General features: G+C 68.9%; 15 protein-coding genes and 1 tRNA gene. 12 read left to right on the forward strand and 4 right to left on the reverse strand.

Going from position 1 to position 15,863, the window contains the following annotated elements; genetic code table 11:
- Positions 1–9 precede the first annotated feature (9 nt).
- Positions 10–1,065 (forward strand): UDP-N-acetylmuramate dehydrogenase, encoded by a 1,056-nt coding sequence (locus tag ACIP94_RS07035; protein WP_402420715.1) that lies wholly within the window; start codon positions 10–12, stop codon positions 1,063–1,065.
- 25 nt (positions 1,066–1,090) lie between these two features.
- Here ACIP94_RS07035 and ACIP94_RS07040 read toward each other — a convergent pair whose 3' ends face one another.
- Positions 1,091–1,723, reverse strand: a complete 633-nt coding sequence (locus ACIP94_RS07040) for an NAD(P)-dependent oxidoreductase (protein WP_402420718.1) — start codon at positions 1,721–1,723, stop codon at positions 1,091–1,093.
- Between the two features lie 122 nt (positions 1,724–1,845).
- Here ACIP94_RS07040 and ACIP94_RS07045 point away from each other — a divergent pair, with 122 nt between their 5' ends.
- Positions 1,846–2,478 carry a TetR/AcrR family transcriptional regulator gene (locus ACIP94_RS07045; RefSeq protein ID WP_402420721.1) on the forward strand — a complete coding sequence of 211 codons (633 nt, stop codon included), beginning with the start codon at positions 1,846–1,848 and terminating at the stop codon, positions 2,476–2,478.
- Between the two features lie 115 nt (positions 2,479–2,593).
- On the opposite strand, the gene ACIP94_RS07050 is transcribed toward ACIP94_RS07045, so the two are convergent.
- The 3 genes from ACIP94_RS07050 to ACIP94_RS07060 form a co-directional block, all read right to left on the reverse strand.
- Positions 2,594–3,634: an adenosine deaminase gene (locus ACIP94_RS07050; RefSeq protein WP_402420723.1), complete on the reverse strand. Its 1,041-nt coding sequence runs from the start codon at positions 3,632–3,634 to the stop codon at positions 2,594–2,596.
- Positions 3,618–3,806 (reverse strand): pentapeptide repeat-containing protein, encoded by a 189-nt coding sequence (locus ACIP94_RS07055; RefSeq protein ID WP_402420726.1) that lies wholly within the window; start codon positions 3,804–3,806, stop codon positions 3,618–3,620. Before ACIP94_RS07055 ends, ACIP94_RS07050 begins: the two co-directional genes overlap by 17 nt.
- 92 nt (positions 3,807–3,898) lie before the next feature.
- Positions 3,899–5,125 carry a pyridoxal phosphate-dependent aminotransferase gene (locus ACIP94_RS07060; protein WP_402420729.1) on the reverse strand — a complete coding sequence of 409 codons (1,227 nt, stop codon included), beginning with the start codon at positions 5,123–5,125 and terminating at the stop codon, positions 3,899–3,901.
- A 263-nt stretch (positions 5,126–5,388) separates the two neighbouring features.
- On the opposite strand from ACIP94_RS07060, the gene ACIP94_RS07065 reads away from it, so the two are divergent.
- From ACIP94_RS07065 to rpoB, 10 genes are all read left to right on the forward strand, one after another.
- Positions 5,389–5,461 (forward strand) — tRNA-Trp (locus tag ACIP94_RS07065).
- A 109-nt stretch (positions 5,462–5,570) separates the two neighbouring features.
- Positions 5,571–5,855 carry a preprotein translocase subunit SecE gene (gene secE / locus ACIP94_RS07070; RefSeq protein ID WP_402420732.1) on the forward strand — a complete coding sequence of 95 codons (285 nt, stop codon included), beginning with the start codon at positions 5,571–5,573 and terminating at the stop codon, positions 5,853–5,855.
- Between the two features lie 80 nt (positions 5,856–5,935).
- Entirely contained in the window at positions 5,936–6,763 is an 828-nt protein-coding gene (gene nusG, locus ACIP94_RS07075; RefSeq protein WP_402420735.1) for a transcription termination/antitermination protein NusG, read from the forward strand.
- Between the two features lie 168 nt (positions 6,764–6,931).
- Positions 6,932–7,366, forward strand: a complete 435-nt coding sequence (rplK, locus tag ACIP94_RS07080; RefSeq protein ID WP_365161978.1) for a 50S ribosomal protein L11 — start codon at positions 6,932–6,934, stop codon at positions 7,364–7,366.
- 97 nt (positions 7,367–7,463) lie between these two features.
- Positions 7,464–8,189, forward strand: coding sequence for a 50S ribosomal protein L1 (gene rplA, locus ACIP94_RS07085; protein ID WP_402420739.1), 726 nt, complete (start codon positions 7,464–7,466; stop codon positions 8,187–8,189).
- Positions 8,190–8,379: 190 nt separating this feature from the next.
- Positions 8,380–9,261 carry a hypothetical protein gene (locus ACIP94_RS07090; RefSeq protein ID WP_402420741.1) on the forward strand — a complete coding sequence of 294 codons (882 nt, stop codon included), beginning with the start codon at positions 8,380–8,382 and terminating at the stop codon, positions 9,259–9,261.
- Positions 9,262–9,370: 109 nt separating this feature from the next.
- A complete protein-coding gene (locus tag ACIP94_RS07095; RefSeq protein WP_402420744.1) occupies positions 9,371–10,240 on the forward strand; it encodes a DUF1396 domain-containing protein in 870 nt (289 codons plus the stop codon).
- A gap of 322 nt (positions 10,241–10,562) precedes the next feature.
- Complete coding sequence (rplJ, locus tag ACIP94_RS07100) at positions 10,563–11,093, forward strand: 50S ribosomal protein L10 (protein WP_234513459.1); 531 nt, start codon at positions 10,563–10,565, stop codon at positions 11,091–11,093.
- Between the two features lie 111 nt (positions 11,094–11,204).
- Entirely contained in the window at positions 11,205–11,591 is a 387-nt protein-coding gene (gene rplL, locus ACIP94_RS07105; RefSeq protein WP_402420747.1) for a 50S ribosomal protein L7/L12, read from the forward strand.
- 706 nt (positions 11,592–12,297) lie between these two features.
- The gene (gene rpoB / locus ACIP94_RS07110) at positions 12,298–15,783 is read left to right on the forward strand and encodes a DNA-directed RNA polymerase subunit beta (RefSeq protein WP_402420750.1); all 3,486 of its coding nucleotides are present in this window, start codon (positions 12,298–12,300) and stop codon (positions 15,781–15,783) included.
- Positions 15,784–15,863: the final 80 nt, after the last annotated feature.

Below are 15,863 nucleotides of genomic sequence, written 5' to 3' on the forward strand. Positions count from 1 at the left end.
TCTTGGCGCGTGCAGGAACTCCACGACGCCCCGCTCGCCCCGCTGACCACCTTCCGGCTGGGCGGCCCCGCGACCCGCCTGATCACCGCCACCACCGATGCCGAGGTGATCGCCGCCGTCCGCGAGGCCGACGACTGCGGCACCCCGCTGCTGGTGATCGGCGGTGGATCCAACCTGGTCATCGGTGACAAGGGCTTCGACGGCACGGCCCTGCGCATCGCCACGAAGGGCGTCTCCCTCGACGGCACGGCGCTGGAGCTGGCCGCCGGCGAGGTGTGGACCGACGCCGTCGCCCGCACCGTCGAAGCCGGACTCGCCGGAGTCGAGTGCCTCGCGGGAATCCCCGGCTCCGCGGGTGCGACCCCGATTCAGAACGTGGGGGCATACGGCCAGGAGGTCTCCTCGACGATCACCGAGGTGATCGCCTACGACCGCAGGGCGGGCGAGACGGTCACGCTGGGGAACGCCGAGTGCGCGTTCTCGTACCGCCACAGCCGCTTCAAGGCCGACCCCGAGCGCTATGTCGTCCTGCGCGTCCGCTTCGCGCTGGAGGACGCGCAGGGACTGTCGGGCCCGATCAAGTACGCCGAGACGGCCCGCGCCCTCGGTGTGGAGCCGGGCGAGCGCGTGCCGCTGGCCGCCGCCCGGGAGACCGTTCTCAAGCTGCGTGCCGGGAAAGGCATGGTGCTGGACCCAGAGGACCACGACACCTGGTCGGCCGGCTCCTTCTTCACCAACCCGATCCTCACGGACGAGGAGTTCGCCGCCTTCCGGGCCCGGGTGCGGGAGCGCCTCGGCGAGGACGCGGCGCCGCCCGCGTACGCGGCGGGCGACGGCCACACCAAGACCTCCGCGGCCTGGCTCATCGACAAGGCGGGCTTCACCAAGGGCTACGGCACCGGGCCCGCCCGCATCTCCACCAAGCACACACTGGCCCTCACCAACCGCGGCGCCGCGACCACCGAGGACCTGCTGGCCCTGGCCCGCGAGGTCGTCGCGGGCGTCCGCGAGGCCTTCGGGATCACGCTGGTCAACGAGCCGGTGACGGTGGGCGTGAGCCTCTGAGAAGCCCCTGTCCCGGTCAGGGGGCCTAGTAGGCGACTCCCAACCCCTGCTTCACCGTCCCCGGGTCGTCGATCATCGCCAGCATCGCGTGGGCCACGTCGGCGCGGGCGATGAAGCGGCCCCGGTGCGGGAAGCCGCCGACGACCGTGCGGTAGGAGCCGGTGAGCGGCTTGTTCTGCAGGCGGGGCGGGCGTACGACGGTCCAGTCCGTGGCGCTGCGGGCCAGCTCGGCCTCCATCTCCCGCAGGTCGGCGTAGACATCCCTGAGCACCGCCGAGACCAGACCGCGCATGGTGCGGTCGAGCATCCCGTCCCCCTCGGGCTCGGGGCCGACCGGAGCGGCGCTGACCACGAGCAGCCGACGCACCCCCTCTGCCTCCATGGCGCTCAGCACCGTGCGGCTCAGCCGGGTGGCGACCCCGGCATCCTTGCGGCTGCGCGCGCCGAGCCCGGACAGCACCGCGTCGCGGCCGGCGACGGCGGGGCGGACCGCCTCCGGGGCGGACAGGTCGGCCCGGAACACCGTCAGATGCGGCCCCGTCACGGGGAGCCGCGCGGGGTCCCGGACCACCGCGGTGACCTCGTGCCCCGCGTTCAGCGCCTGCCGCACGATCTCCTGACCGATGCCTCCGGTGGCACCGAAGACGGTGAGCTTCATGGGTACTCCCCTACGCAGATGTGGGTGGGTGAGTATTTACTCACCCATGCTGCCCTCTAGGGTGGGTAAGCACTCACCCACCCGTCAACCCCTCGGGGGCGGCCATGGAATCCTTGGTGACCATGCAGCAGACGCAGCCGAAGCCGGCCCGGGTCCGTATCCTCGACGCCGCCCACGACCTGATGCTCACCGTCGGGCTCGCCCGGGCCACCACCAAGGAGATCGCGAGGGCGGCCGGCTGCTCCGAGGCGGCGCTGTACAAGTACTTCCCGAGCAAGGAGGAGCTGTTCATCCAGGTCCTCCACGAGCGCCTGCCGCGGCTCACCCCGCTGCTGCGCAGTCTGACCGACGAGCCGGGGCAGCGCGCCCTGGAGGAGAATCTCACGGAGATCGCCCGCCAGGCGGCCCTCTTCTACGAGCAGAGCTTCCCGATCGCGGCCTCGCTCTACGCGGAGACCCAGCTCAAGCGGCGGCACGACGAGGCGATGCGGCAGATGGGGGCGGGGCCGCACGTGCCCATCGAGGGCGTCGCCGCCTATCTGGAGGCCGAGCGGGCCGCCGGGCGGGTCCGGGCCGACGCGGACACCTTCGCGGCCGCCTCCCTCCTCCTCGGTGCCTGCGCGCAGCGCGCGTTCGCCTACGACGCGACGGCGACCGGGGCGCGACCGCCCGTGGACGACTTCGCACACCGCCTCGCACGGACGCTGCTGAGCGGGATCTCCGCCTCGGAGAGCCGTTCGGCCCAGGGCGCCTGACCGGACCGAGGACCTGGACGACCGAGCGCCTCGGGGATGGGGCGACGGCCCGCCCCAGTGCCCCCGGGCGGCAGCCCCTCGGCGCCGTGCCGTCCCGCGCCCCGAAACGGTGATGTCAGGCCCGCGAGCCCGCCAGCCACGCGTCCACGCCCGCCAGCAGCCTCGCCTTCTCGTCCTCGGGTGCCGCGGACGCGCGGAGCGACTGCCGCGCGAGTTCCGCCAGTTCCGCGTCCGTGAAGCCGTGGTCGTGGCGGGCGATCTCGTACTGGGCCGCGAGGCGCGAGCCGAACAGCAGCGGGTCGTCCGCGCCCAGGGCCATGGGGACGCCCGCGTCGAACAGCTTTCGCAGGGGGACGTCCTCGGGCTTCTCGTAGACGCCGAGCGCGACGTTCGACGCGGGGCACACCTCGCAGGTCACCCCGCGGTCCGCCAGGCGCTTCAGCAGCCACGGGTCCTCCGCCGCGCGCACCCCGTGGCCCACCCGGTGGGCGTGCAGGTCGTCCAGGCAGTCGCGCACCGAGGACGGTCCCGTCAGCTCGCCGCCATGCGGGGCGGACAGCAGCCCGCCCTCGCGCGCGATGGCGAAGGCGCGGTCGAAGTCCCGGGCCATGCCCCGGCGCTCGTCGTTCGACAGGCCGAAGCCCACCACCCCGCGGTCCCGGTAGCGCACCGCCAGGCGCGCCAGGGTGCGGGCGTCCAGGGGGTGCTTCATGCGGTTCGCGGCGACCAGGACGCGCATCCCGAGCCCGGTCTCCCGCATCGCCGAGTCCACCGCGTCCAGGATGATCTCCAGCGCCGGGATCAGACCGCCCAGACGCGGGGCGTACGACGTCGGGTCGACCTGGATCTCCAGCCATCTCGACCCGTCTCTGATGTCCTCCTCCGCGGCCTCCCGCACCAGCCGCCGGATGTCTTCCGGTTCCCGCAGGCACGAGCGGGCCGCGTCGTACAGCCGCTGGAAGCGGAACCAGCCCCGCTCGTCCGTCGCCCGCAGCCGGGGCGGCTCCCCGCTGACCAGCGCCTCGGTCAGGGCCTCGGGCAGCCGTACGCCGTACTTGTCGGCCAGTTCCAGGAGGGTGGCGGGCCGCATCGACCCGGTGAAGTGCAGATGGAGATGGGCCTTCGGCAGCTCAGAGACATCACGTACGTGCTCCATCCCAGGATCCTGCCGCACGCCCCGGGTGTCCCGGTAGCGGTTTCCCCGGACGTGGTCTTGCTCGCACAAACGACGCCCCCACGAACGACGCCCCCACGAACGACGCCCCCACGAACGACGCCCCCACGAACGACGCCCCCACGAACGACGCCCCCACGAACGACGCCCCCACGAACGGCGCCCCCGCGAAACGACGACGCTCACACGAAGGGGGCGCGGGGGACGGCTCCCCTGCGCCCCCTTGAGGCGTGCGTCCGAGCGACGTCAGTCCCGGGCCTCCGCGAGCAGCTTCTGGATCCGGCTCACGCCCTCGACCAGGTCCTCGTCACCGAGGGCGTAGGACAGCCGCAGATAGCCGGGGGTGCCGAAAGCCTCGCCCGGGACGACCGCGACCTCGGCCTCCTCCAGGATCAGCGCGGCCAGCTCCACGCTGTTCTGCGGGCGCCTGCCGCGGATCTCCTTGCCGATCAGCGCCTTCACCGACGGGTACGCGTAGAACGCGCCCTCCGGCTCGGGGCAGACCACGCCGTCGATCTCGTTCAGCATCCGCACGATGGTCTTGCGGCGCCGGTCGAAGGCCTCGCGCATCTTCGCGACCGCCTCAAGGTCGCCCGACACGGCCGCCAGGGCCGCCACCTGTGCGACGTTCGACACATTGGACGTGGCGTGCGACTGAAGGTTCGTCGCCGCCTTCACCACGTCCTTGGGGCCGATGACCCAGCCCACGCGCCAGCCCGTCATCGCGTACGTCTTGGCGACGCCGTTGACCACGATGCACTTGTCGCGCAGCTCGGGGAGGACGGCGGGCAGGGACACGGAGGTCGCGTCGCCGTAGACCAGGTGCTCGTAGATCTCGTCGGTCAGCACCCACAGGCCGTGCTCCACGGCCCAGCGGCCGATGGCCTCGGTCTCGGCCTCGGAGTACACCGCGCCGGTCGGGTTGGAGGGGGAGACGAAGAGGACGACCTTCGTCTTCTCCGTGCGGGCCGCCTCCAGCTGCTCGACGGAGACGCGGTAGCCGGTCGTCTCGTCCGCCACGACCTCCACCGGGACACCACCGGCCAGCCGGATCGACTCCGGGTACGTCGTCCAGTACGGCGCCGGGACGATCACCTCGTCGCCCGGGTCGAGAATCGCGGCGAATGCCTCGTAGATGGCCTGCTTGCCGCCGTTGGTGACCAGCACCTGGGAGGCGTCGACCTCGTAGCCGGAGTCACGCAGCGTCTTCGCGGCGATCGCGGCCTTCAGCTCGGGCAGGCCACCGGCGGGTGTGTAGCGGTGGTACTTCGGGTTCTTGCAGGCCTCGACGGCCGCCTCGACGATGTAGTCCGGCGTCGGGAAGTCGGGCTCTCCGGCGCCGAAGCCGATCACTGGGCGCCCGGCGGCCTTGAGGGCCTTGGCCTTGGCGTCCACGGCGAGGGTGGCGGACTCGGAGATCGCGCCGATCCGGGCGGAGACCCGACGCTCGGTGGGAGGGGTTGCAGCGCTCATGGAACCCATCGTTTCAGACCGGAAACGCCGACGGCACCGGGGTTTCACAGACTGAACCTGAGCGGGGCCGGCGACCGGACATCAGTCCGGATCCGGCGGGGTGGCCTGGCCGATCTCCGGCTGACAAAGCCCGTACGGGCACTTTCTGTTCGACGCCCGGCCCCGGACCACGTACACTCTCACCTCGTTGGCCTCCAGCGGCGGCGATCGCGTCGGTGCACACCGAGCACCCGGCCGGATGCGGTACGTTGGGGTACAACCGAAGGGTCGTAGCTCAATTGGTAGAGCACTGGTCTCCAAAACCAGCGGTTGGGGGTTCAAGTCCCTCCGGCCCTGCTACACACTCCCCGACCAGGAAGTGTGCGCACAGTACGTACGTATTGCACTCGCCGTGCGGCTCCACCGGGCGCGGCACGGCCACGACCCGGGAATCAGGTGAGGACGAGTGACGGACGCCGTGGGCTCCATCGACATGCCTGACGCCCAGGACGAACTGCAGGAGCCGAAGAAGACCCGCAAGGGTGGCAAGCGAGCCAAGAAGGGCCCGCTGAAGCGCCTTGCCCTCTTCTACCGCCAGATCATCGCGGAGCTTCGCAAGGTCGTCTGGCCGACGAGGCACCAGCTGACGTCGTACACCACCGTGGTGATCTTCTTCGTCGCGATCATGATCGCCCTGGTGACTCTGATTGACTATGGGCTCAACCACGCCGCCAAGTACGTCTTCGGCTGAGCCGAGAGCGAAGGACGCCGAGGTGCCCGGCGTCCCTTTCGCGTGTTCCACCCCTATGTATCCAGGAAGAAGCAGCCACCGTGTCTGACCCGAACCTGAACGACGCCATCGAGCCGGACGAGTCCGTGGATGACGAGCTCGACATCGTCGAGGGCGCGGACGAGCAGGACGAGTTCGAGGCTGCCGAAGCCGAGGCGGGTGAGCCGGCCGAGAAGGCCGCCGTCCGCGTCGTGGACGAGGACGAGGTCGCCGGCCAGGACGAGGCCGCCGCCGAGGAGGAGGCCGCTCCGGTCGACCCTGTCGAGGCTCTCCGCGAGGAACTGCGCTCGCTGCCCGGCGAGTGGTACGTGATCCACACGTACGCCGGCTACGAGAACCGCGTGAAGACCAACCTCGAGCAGCGTGCCGTGTCGCTGAACGTCGAGGACTACATCTTCCAGGCCGAGGTGCCGCAGGAAGAGGTCGTCCAGATCAAGAACGGCGACCGCAAGACCATCCGTCAGAACAAGCTCCCGGGCTATGTCCTGGTGCGCATGGACCTGACGAACGAGTCCTGGGGCGTCGTCCGCAACACGCCCGGCGTCACCGGCTTCGTGGGCAACGCCTACGACCCGTACCCGCTGACCCTGGACGAGATCGTCAAGATGCTCGCCCCGGAGGCCGAGGAGAAGGCTGCCCGCGAGGCCGCCGAGGCCGAGGGCAAGCCGGCTCCGCAGCGCAAGGTCGAGGTCCAGGTGCTGGACTTCGAGGTCGGCGACTCGGTCACCGTCACCGACGGCCCGTTCGCCACGCTCCAGGCGACCATCAACGAGATCAACGCCGACTCCAAGAAGGTCAAGGGCCTGGTGGAGATCTTCGGCCGCGAGACGCCGGTCGAGCTGAGCTTCGACCAGATCCAGAAGAACTAACCCTTCTGGCACGACCGCTTCCGATCAGGTCAGGCAGGCTGCGAAAGCCGGTCTGACCTGCTCGGTTTTTGGCCCCGCAACGGTACCCGTTATCGTTGTGCGGTATGCCTCCATCCGGATGATCCGGATTGGATGGCGAAAACTCTCACTAAGGACCCGGAGAGAGCAATGCCTCCCAAGAAGAAGAAGGTCACGGGGCTCATCAAGCTCCAGATCCAGGCCGGCGCCGCCAACCCGGCCCCGCCGGTCGGTCCGGCGCTGGGTCAGCACGGCGTCAACATCATGGAGTTCTGCAAGGCCTACAACGCCGCGACCGAGTCGCAGCGCGGTTGGGTCATCCCGGTGGAGATCACGGTCTACGAGGACCGCTCCTTCACCTTCATCACCAAGACTCCGCCGGCCGCCAAGATGATCCTCAAGGCCGCGGGCATCGAGAAGGGCTCCGGCGAGCCGCACAAGACCAAGGTCGCCAAGCTCACCCAGGCGCAGGTCCGCGAGATCGCCCAGACCAAGCTGCCCGACCTCAATGCCAACGACCTGGACGCCGCCGCGAAGATCATCGCCGGTACCGCGCGTTCCATGGGCGTCACGGTCGAGGGCTGAACCCCACCTTCGTAGATCATGCGGCCGTAGAAAGCCGCACGTGGCAGGGCCTGCTCGGCCCGTACCACGACTCCTTTCAGAACACACAGGAGCAGTTGTGAGCAAGCGCAGCAAGGCTCTCCGCGCTGCGGACGCCAAGGTCGACCGGGAGAAGCTGTACGCCCCGCTCGAGGCCGTCCGTCTCGCCAAGGAGACCTCCACGACCAAGTTCGACGGCACCGTCGAGGTCGCCTTCCGTCTGGGTGTCGACCCGCGCAAGGCCGACCAGATGGTCCGTGGCACCGTGAACCTCCCGCACGGCACCGGTAAGACCGCCCGGGTCCTGGTCTTCGCGACCGGTGACCGTGCCGAGGCCGCTCGTGCCGCGGGCGCCGACATCGTCGGCGCCGACGAGCTGATCGACGAGGTGTCGAAGGGCCGTCTGGACTTCGACGCCGTTGTCGCCACCCCGGACCTCATGGGCAAGGTCGGCCGCCTCGGCCGCGTGCTCGGTCCCCGTGGTCTGATGCCGAACCCCAAGACCGGCACCGTGACCCCGGACGTGGCGAAGGCCGTCACCGAGATCAAGGGCGGCAAGATCGAGTTCCGCGTCGACAAGCACTCGAACCTGCACTTCATCATCGGCAAGACGTCCTTCGACGACGCCAAGCTGGTGGAGAACTACGGCGCGGCGCTGGAGGAGATCCTCCGTCTGAAGCCGTCCGCCGCCAAGGGTCGCTACATCAAGAAGGCCGCCATCACCACCACGATGGGCCCCGGCGTTCCGGTCGACCCGAACCGCACCCGCAACCTCCTCGTCGAGGAGGACCCGGCCGCCGTCTGATCCCGACGGCAGCAGCGGGCACGCGTAGCTGACGCCGGGCCTCGCACCTTCGCAGGTGCGGGGCCCGGTGTTTTTGTGCCCTCGCCCCGGCGGGCCCGGCGAGCGGCACATGCCGTTTCGCGGGAGGGGCGTGCCGTTTCCCCCCGGTCGGAGTTAGCGTGAAGATCACGGAGCGCGCGAGGGGGAACGGATGAGGGACAGGATCGTCAGGCGAGTGATCCTGCCGGTCGCGGTGGCCGCCGCGCTGTCCGCCGTGGCGGGGTGCAGCCTCTCCGGCGGCACCGGCTCCCACAAGGGCCCAGCGGCGCCCTCCGGCAGCGCGGCCGGACGGGCCGACCCCCAGGCGGCCGCCGCGCTGCGCGGCGTGGAGCAGGCCACCGTGCGGGCCGGTTCCGCCCGGATCGAGTCCGCGACCGCCATGGGCGGGATGCTCTCCCTGAGGACCGACGGGGCGCTCGGCTGGTCCGGCGACCCGGTCGGCACGCTCCGCATCACCTACACCGGTGGACAGCTCGCCGCCACCATGCGCGCCCTCAGCAGCACCTCCTTGGAGGCGCGGCTGCTGCCCGACGCCTATTACGCCAAGGTCGGCGACACGTTCGCCCGCCGCCTTCAGGGCCGGCACTGGATCCGCTACGGCTACGGCGACCTGGCGGCCCTGCCCGGCGGCTCGGGGGCGTATCTCACGGACCAGCTCCGCGACACCGCGCCGCTCCAGCCGGTCCGGCTGCTGCGCGCCTGCGGGGATGTGCGCAGGGTGGGCGAGGAGACGGTGCGCGGCCGGCGTACCACGCACTACGCGGGCACGATCACCCCGGCGGCCCTCGGCGGAGCGGACGCCGCCGGCCTGAGGGAGCGGCTGGAGCAGGCCGGGGTCACCCGGGAGAGCGTCGACATCTGGGTCGACGACCGCGGCCTGCTGGTCAAGAAGGTCGAAAGGGGCGAGCTGATCAGCGGCCGGATGTCCGCCACGGCGTACTACCGCGACTACGGAGTGAAGGTCTCGGCCGGCCGGCCCCCGGCGGCGGACACCGCCGACTTCAGGGAACTGCTGAGCACCCGGGGCTCGTAGCACATCCCCGTTCACCGCCTGCCACCGGGAATCGACGCGCCTTTGTCAGTCCTTGGGTATAGGCTCGCGGTCTTGTTATGGATCAACCATGTGTTCTCTGGGGGGAATCATGACCTTTGCTGTGCGGAACCGGGCGGAGCGCAAGGCGGCGGCTGCGGTGCTCGCGGCCCTGGTCCTGGGGAGCGGAGCGGTCGCCTGTTCGAAGGGCAACGCGGAGGAGTCGCCGCAGATGTCGCCCGCCGCGGCCGTCGCCAAGGCCGCGAAGAACACCGAGCGCATCACGTCCCTGCACTACCGGATGACCGGCACCATACCGGGCGCGGGCCAGATCAAGGCCGAGGCCCGGATGGCGATGAAGCCGCTGGCCATGAGCATGGAGATGACGTCGTCGGAGCAGAAGACCGAAGGGCCGGTCGAGGTCCGGTTCGTCGACAAGGCGATGTACATCGGCGGGGGTGCCGAGGCCGCCAAGGAGATGGGCGGCAAGCACTGGATCAAGTTCGATCTGGGTGCGCTGGGTGCGGACATGCAGAAGAACATCGACCAGATGGGGGCCGGCCAGGCGAACCAGAACCCGGCCCAGGACTCCACGTTCCTGAGCGGCTCCAAGCATGTGACGAAGGTCGGCACCGAGACCGTCGAGGGCGTGAAGACGACGCACTACAAGGGCGACATCACCGTCGCGCAGATGCGTGCCTGGCTCAAGACCCAGAAGCTGGACAAGGCCACCCGCGAGCAGCGCGAGAAGGGCCTCGACCAGTACGCCAAGATGGGCGCCGACAAGATGGCCATGGACATGTGGATCGACGGCAGCGACCACACCAAGCAGTTCCGTATGCGCGGTGACGCCACCAAGGGTCCGCTGGACATGACCATCACCTTCCTCGACTACAACAAGCCGGTGACGGTCACGGCCCCGGCCGCCAAGGACACGGCCGACCTCGCCGAGATGATGAAGAGCGCCCAGCAGCAGAGCTGAGCCCGGGCGGGCTCAGCTCCACGGCGCTGAGCCCGGCCGACGCCGGGAACGGATTTGCCTGACGGCGATCCGTTCCCGTAGTCTCCTACGGAAGCCAAAGACCGCTGGTCGTTGCCGTGCGCTCGGTTGAGAGTGCGGTGGCCGAAGGATCCGCTGAACTGCGGACGACCCGCGTAGGTGACTGTGGAAGAACTCCCGGAGTGTGCGCGTAGACCGCGTGTGCGACCGGTCGAGTCCGCCCCGTGCGCCTGCGCCGGGGCGTTTCGTTTTAGCCCAGCCCCTTCCGAGCGGTCCTCATCACCCGGAAGGAGGCCGACGCTCTATGGCAAGGCCCGACAAGGCTGCCGCGGTAGCCGAGCTCGCGGAGCAGTTCCGCAGCTCGAACGCCGCCGTGCTGACCGAGTACCGGGGTCTCACCGTGGCGCAGCTCAAGACGCTGCGTCGTTCGCTCGGTGAGAACGCCCAGTACGCCGTGGTGAAGAACACGCTGACCAAGATTGCGGCCAACGAGGCCGGGATCACGACGCTCGACGACCTGTTCAACGGTCCGACGGCGGTTGCCTTCGTCACCGGTGACCCGGTGGAGTCGGCGAAGGGTCTTCGTGACTTCGCCAAGGACAACCCGAACCTCGTCATCAAGGGCGGTGTCCTTGAAGGCAAGGCGCTGTCCGCCGACGAGATCAAGAAGCTTGCGGACCTTGAGTCCCGCGAGGTTCTGCTCAGCAAGCTGGCGGGTGCCATGAAGGGCAAGCAGTCCCAGGCTGCCGCGCTCTTCCAGGCGCTCCCGTCGAAGCTCGTCCGCACCGTGGACGCTCTTCGCGCCAAGCAGGCCGAGCAGGGCGGTGCCGAGTAATTCGGCTCGCGCACTGACCGCCGCCTGAGGCGACGGTCGTAGCGGGCCGAACGTACGCCCGCCATACATGTACATCCGGCACCAGCCGACTTATTGGAAGGATCGCCCATCATGGCGAAGCTCAGCCAGGAAGACCTGCTCGCGCAGTTCGAGGAGATGACCCTCATCGAGCTCTCCGAGTTCGTGAAGGCCTTCGAGGAGAAGTTCGACGTCACCGCCGCCGCTCCGGTCGCCGTCGCCGCCGCCGGTGTCCCGGGTGCCCCGGCTGCCGAGGCCGCTGAGGAGAAGGACGAGTTCGACGTCGTCCTCACCGGCGCCGGCGACAAGAAGATCCAGGTCATCAAGGTCGTGCGCGAGCTGACCTCCCTGGGCCTGAAGGAGGCCAAGGACCTGGTCGACGGTGCGCCGAAGCCGGTTCTGGAGAAGGTCAACAAGGAGGCCGCGGACAAGGCTGCCGAGGCCCTCAAGGGCGCCGGCGCCTCCGTCGAGGTCAAGTAACACCTCCTCGGGTCCGCACGGACTCACGGGCCCGTACAGGGCTCACCGGGCCGCACGGGGCTTCGCCCCGTGCGGCCCTTCCGCGTGTGCCGGTCCCGGTTCACTCGAACGCCGCAGCGGGCCCCTTCGGGATTCCGGTCACGGCTCACTCGTAGGGCTGTAACGCGAACGCACCGAAGGGCGATCATCCATCCGGGTGGTCGTCCTTCGGCGTTCCGGTGGGGTTGGTGGCGGCTGCCTTGCACCTGTCGCCGCGGGGAGTATGGTGATCTTCGTCGTGCCTCCCGAGGGTCCCGGTGACCGTTGCAAGTGACGATGGCAGCACCCGGTTCGGCCATGGGGGGCCTTGACGAACTGCACGCAGCGCGCAATTCTCAGGACGCGTCGTCACAACGATCCGGATCCGAGGCATGGATCGACGACGAAGAGGGCAGTATCGATGTGCATCGAGGGCGTGGCTTGCCGCAGCTGTTGAGGGACAACGAGGGCTTCCGTTGTGGGCCTGCAAACCCGCACTGGACATCAGTGTGCCGAGTGGCTACACTGACCCTTTGCGCTGCCTGTTAGCTGCCTCCTGCCCGTCACCAGGAGCATGCCCCCCGCTTGAGCACCGACGATAAGAGTCTCTGACCTGAGGCTTTCCATCTCTGTGCCGGTGGGGACCGGTACGCGCGTAGTGAGTCCGAGCCCTCGGAAGGACCCCCTCTTGGCCGCCTCGCGCACTGCCTCGACCGCGAATACGAACAACGGCGCCAGCACCGCCCCGCTGCGCATCTCCTTTGCAAAGATCAAGGAGCCCCTCGAGGTTCCGAACCTTCTCGCGCTGCAAACCGAGAGCTTCGACTGGCTGCTCGGCAACGACGCGTGGAAGGCTCGCGTCGAGGAGGCTCTGGAGTCCGGTCAGGACGTCCCCACCAAGTCCGGCCTCGAGGAGATCTTCGAGGAGATCTCCCCGATCGAGGACTTCTCCGGGTCGATGTCGCTGACGTTCCGCGACCACCGCTTCGAGCCGCCGAAGAACTCGATCGACGAGTGCAAGGAGCGCGACTTCACCTACGCCGCGCCCCTCTTCGTCACGGCCGAGTTCACCAACAACGAGACCGGCGAGATCAAGTCCCAGACCGTCTTCATGGGCGACTTCCCGTTGATGACGAACAAGGGCACCTTCGTCATCAACGGCACCGAGCGTGTCGTCGTGTCGCAGCTGGTCCGTTCGCCGGGTGTCTACTTCGACTCCACCATCGACAAGACGTCCGACAAGGACATCTTCTCCGCCAAGATCATCCCGTCCCGGGGTGCCTGGCTCGAGATGGAGATCGACAAGCGCGACATGGTCGGTGTACGCATCGACCGCAAGCGCAAGCAGTCCGTGACCGTCCTCCTGAAGGCGCTCGGCTGGACCACCGAGCAGATCCTCGAGGAGTTCGGCGAGTACGAGTCCATGCGCGCCACCCTGGAGAAGGACCACACCCAGGGCCAGGACGACGCGCTGCTCGACATCTACCGCAAGCTGCGTCCGGGCGAGCCCCCCACGCGTGAGGCCGCGCAGACGCTCCTGGAGAACCTCTACTTCAACCCGAAGCGCTACGACCTCGCCAAGGTCGGCCGCTACAAGGTCAACAAGAAGCTGGGTGCGGACGCTCCGCTCGACGCGGGTGTCCTGACCGTCGAGGACGTCATCTCGACGATCAAGTACCTGGTGAAGCTGCACGCGGGCGAGACCGAGACGGTCGGCGACAGCGGTCAGACGATCGTCGTCGAGACCGATGACATCGACCACTTCGGCAACCGCCGCCTGCGCAGTGTCGGCGAGCTCATCCAGAACCAGGTCCGTACGGGTCTGGCCCGCATGGAGCGCGTCGTGCGCGAGCGCATGACCACGCAGGACGTCGAGGCGATCACGCCGCAGACCCTGATCAACATCCGGCCGGTCGTCGCCTCCATCAAGGAGTTCTTCGGCACCAGCCAGCTGTCGCAGTTCATGGACCAGAACAACCCGCTGTCCGGGCTGACGCACAAGCGTCGTCTGTCCGCGCTCGGCCCGGGTGGTCTGTCCCGTGAGCGGGCCGGCTTCGAGGTCCGTGACGTGCACCCCTCGCACTACGGCCGTATGTGCCCGATCGAGACCCCTGAAGGCCCGAACATCGGTCTGATCGGTTCGCTCGCCTCCTACGGCCGGGTCAACGCGTTCGGCTTCGTCGAGACCCCGTACCGCAAGGTCATCGACGGCCAGGTCACCGACGAGGTCGACTACCTGACCGCCGACGAGGAGGACCGCTTCGTCATCGCCCAGGCCAACGCGCCGCTGACCGACGAGCTGCGGTTCGCCGAGAACCGTGTCCTGGTCCGCCGCCGTGGCGGCGAGGTCGACTACGTCGGCCCCGAGGACGTGGACTACATGGACGTCTCGCCGCGCCAGATGGTGTCGGTCGCGACCGCCATGATCCCCTTCCTCGAGCACGACGACGCCAACCGTGCCCTCATGGGCGCGAACATGATGCGCCAGGCCGTTCCGCTGATTAAGTCGGAGGCCCCGCTCGTCGGCACCGGCATGGAGTACCGCTCCGCCGTCGACGCCGGCGACGTCGTCAAGGCCGAGAAGGCCGGTGTGGTCCAGGAGGTCTCCGCGGACTACATCACCACCGCCAACGACGACGGCACGTACATCACGTACCGCCTGGCCAAGTTCGCCCGCTCCAACCAGGGCACCTCGGTCAACCAGAAGGTCATCGTCAACGAGGGCGACCGCGTCATCGAGGGCCAGGTCCTCGCCGACGGCCCGGCCACCCAGAACGGCGAGATGGCCCTCGGCAAGAACCTGCTCGTGGCGTTCATGCCGTGGGAGGGTCACAACTACGAGGACGCGATCATCCTGTCGCAGCGCCTCGTGCAGGACGACGTCCTCTCCTCGATCCACATCGAGGAGCACGAGGTCGACGCCCGTGACACCAAGCTCGGCCCCGAGGAGATCACCCGGGACATCCCGAACGTCTCCGAGGAGGTCCTCGCCGACCTGGACGAGCGCGGCATCATCCGCATCGGTGCCGAGGTCATCGCCGGTGACATCCTCGTCGGCAAGGTCACCCCGAAGGGTGAGACCGAGCTGACCCCCGAGGAGCGTCTGCTGCGCGCGATCTTCGGTGAGAAGGCCCGTGAGGTCCGTGACACCTCGCTGAAGGTGCCGCACGGTGAGACCGGCAAGGTCATCGGTGTGCGCGTCTTCGACCGCGAGGAGGGCGACGAGCTGCCGCCGGGCGTGAACCAGCTGGTCCGCGTCTACGTGGCGCAGAAGCGCAAGATCACCGACGGTGACAAGCTCGCCGGCCGCCACGGCAACAAGGGTGTCATCTCCAAGATCCTGCCGATCGAGGACATGCCGTTCCTGGAGGACGGCACCCCGGTCGACATCATCCTCAACCCGCTCGGTGTCCCGTCCCGAATGAACCCGGGACAGGTCCTGGAGATCCACCTCGGCTGGCTCGCCAGCCGCGGCTGGGACGTCTCCGGGCTGGCCGACGACTGGGCCCAGCGCCTGCAGGCCATCGGCGCCGACCAGGTCGCCCCGCGCACCAACGTCGCCACCCCGGTGTTCGACGGTGCCCGTGAGGACGAGCTGGCGGGTCTGCTCCAGCACACCATCCCGAACCGCGACGGTGACCGCCTGGTGCAGCCGACCGGTAAGGCGCGGCTGTTCGACGGCCGCTCGGGTGAGCCGTTCCCGGACCCGATCTCCATCGGCTACATGTACATCCTCAAGCTGCACCACCTGGTCGACGACAAGCTGCACGCGCGCTCGACCGGTCCGTACTCGATGATCACCCAGCAGCCGCTGGGTGGTAAGGCCCAGTTCGGTGGCCAGCGGTTCGGCGAGATGGAGGTGTGGGCCCTCGAGGCCTACGGCGCCGCGTACGCCCTCCAGGAGCTGCTGACCATCAAGTCCGACGACGTCACCGGCCGCGTGAAGGTCTACGAGGCCATCGTCAAGGGCGAGAACATCCCCGAGCCCGGCATCCCCGAGTCCTTCAAGGTGCTCATCAAGGAGATGCAGTCCCTGTGCCTCAACGTGGAGGTGCTGTCCAGCGACGGTATGTCCATCGAGATGCGCGACACCGACGAGGACGTCTTCCGCGCTGCGGAGGAGCTCGGCATCGACCTGTCCCGGCGCGAGCCGAGCAGCGTCGAAGAGGTCTGACGGGAGTCCGGCGGGCCTGACTCCAAGGCCCGCCGACCCCGGGACCCCCGTACAGACCGAAAGACTTACGACCCTGAGAG

The organism is Streptomyces sp. NPDC093261, assembly GCF_044753645.1.
Classification (GTDB): Bacteria; Actinomycetota; Actinomycetes; order Streptomycetales; family Streptomycetaceae; genus Streptomyces.

What these genes read in the sequence shown, in the direction of transcription:
- ACIP94_RS07040 (WP_402420718.1), bottom strand. Translation starts at nt 1,723, where the DNA reads ATGAAGCTCACCGTCTTCGGTGCCACCGGAGGCATCGGTCAGGAGATC.
- ACIP94_RS07045 (WP_402420721.1), top strand. Translation starts at nt 1,846, where the DNA reads ATGCAGCAGACGCAGCCGAAGCCGGCCCGGGTCCGTATCCTCGACGCC.
- ACIP94_RS07050 (WP_402420723.1), bottom strand. Translation starts at nt 3,634, where the DNA reads ATGGAGCACGTACGTGATGTCTCTGAGCTGCCGAAGGCCCATCTCCAT.
- ACIP94_RS07060 (WP_402420729.1), bottom strand. Translation starts at nt 5,125, where the DNA reads ATGAGCGCTGCAACCCCTCCCACCGAGCGTCGGGTCTCCGCCCGGATC.
- rplK (WP_365161978.1), top strand. Translation starts at nt 6,932, where the DNA reads ATGCCTCCCAAGAAGAAGAAGGTCACGGGGCTCATCAAGCTCCAGATC.
- ACIP94_RS07090 (WP_402420741.1), top strand. Translation starts at nt 8,380, where the DNA reads ATGAGGGACAGGATCGTCAGGCGAGTGATCCTGCCGGTCGCGGTGGCC.
- ACIP94_RS07095 (WP_402420744.1), top strand. Translation starts at nt 9,371, where the DNA reads ATGACCTTTGCTGTGCGGAACCGGGCGGAGCGCAAGGCGGCGGCTGCG.
- rplJ (WP_234513459.1), top strand. Translation starts at nt 10,563, where the DNA reads ATGGCAAGGCCCGACAAGGCTGCCGCGGTAGCCGAGCTCGCGGAGCAG.
- rplL (WP_402420747.1), top strand. Translation starts at nt 11,205, where the DNA reads ATGGCGAAGCTCAGCCAGGAAGACCTGCTCGCGCAGTTCGAGGAGATG.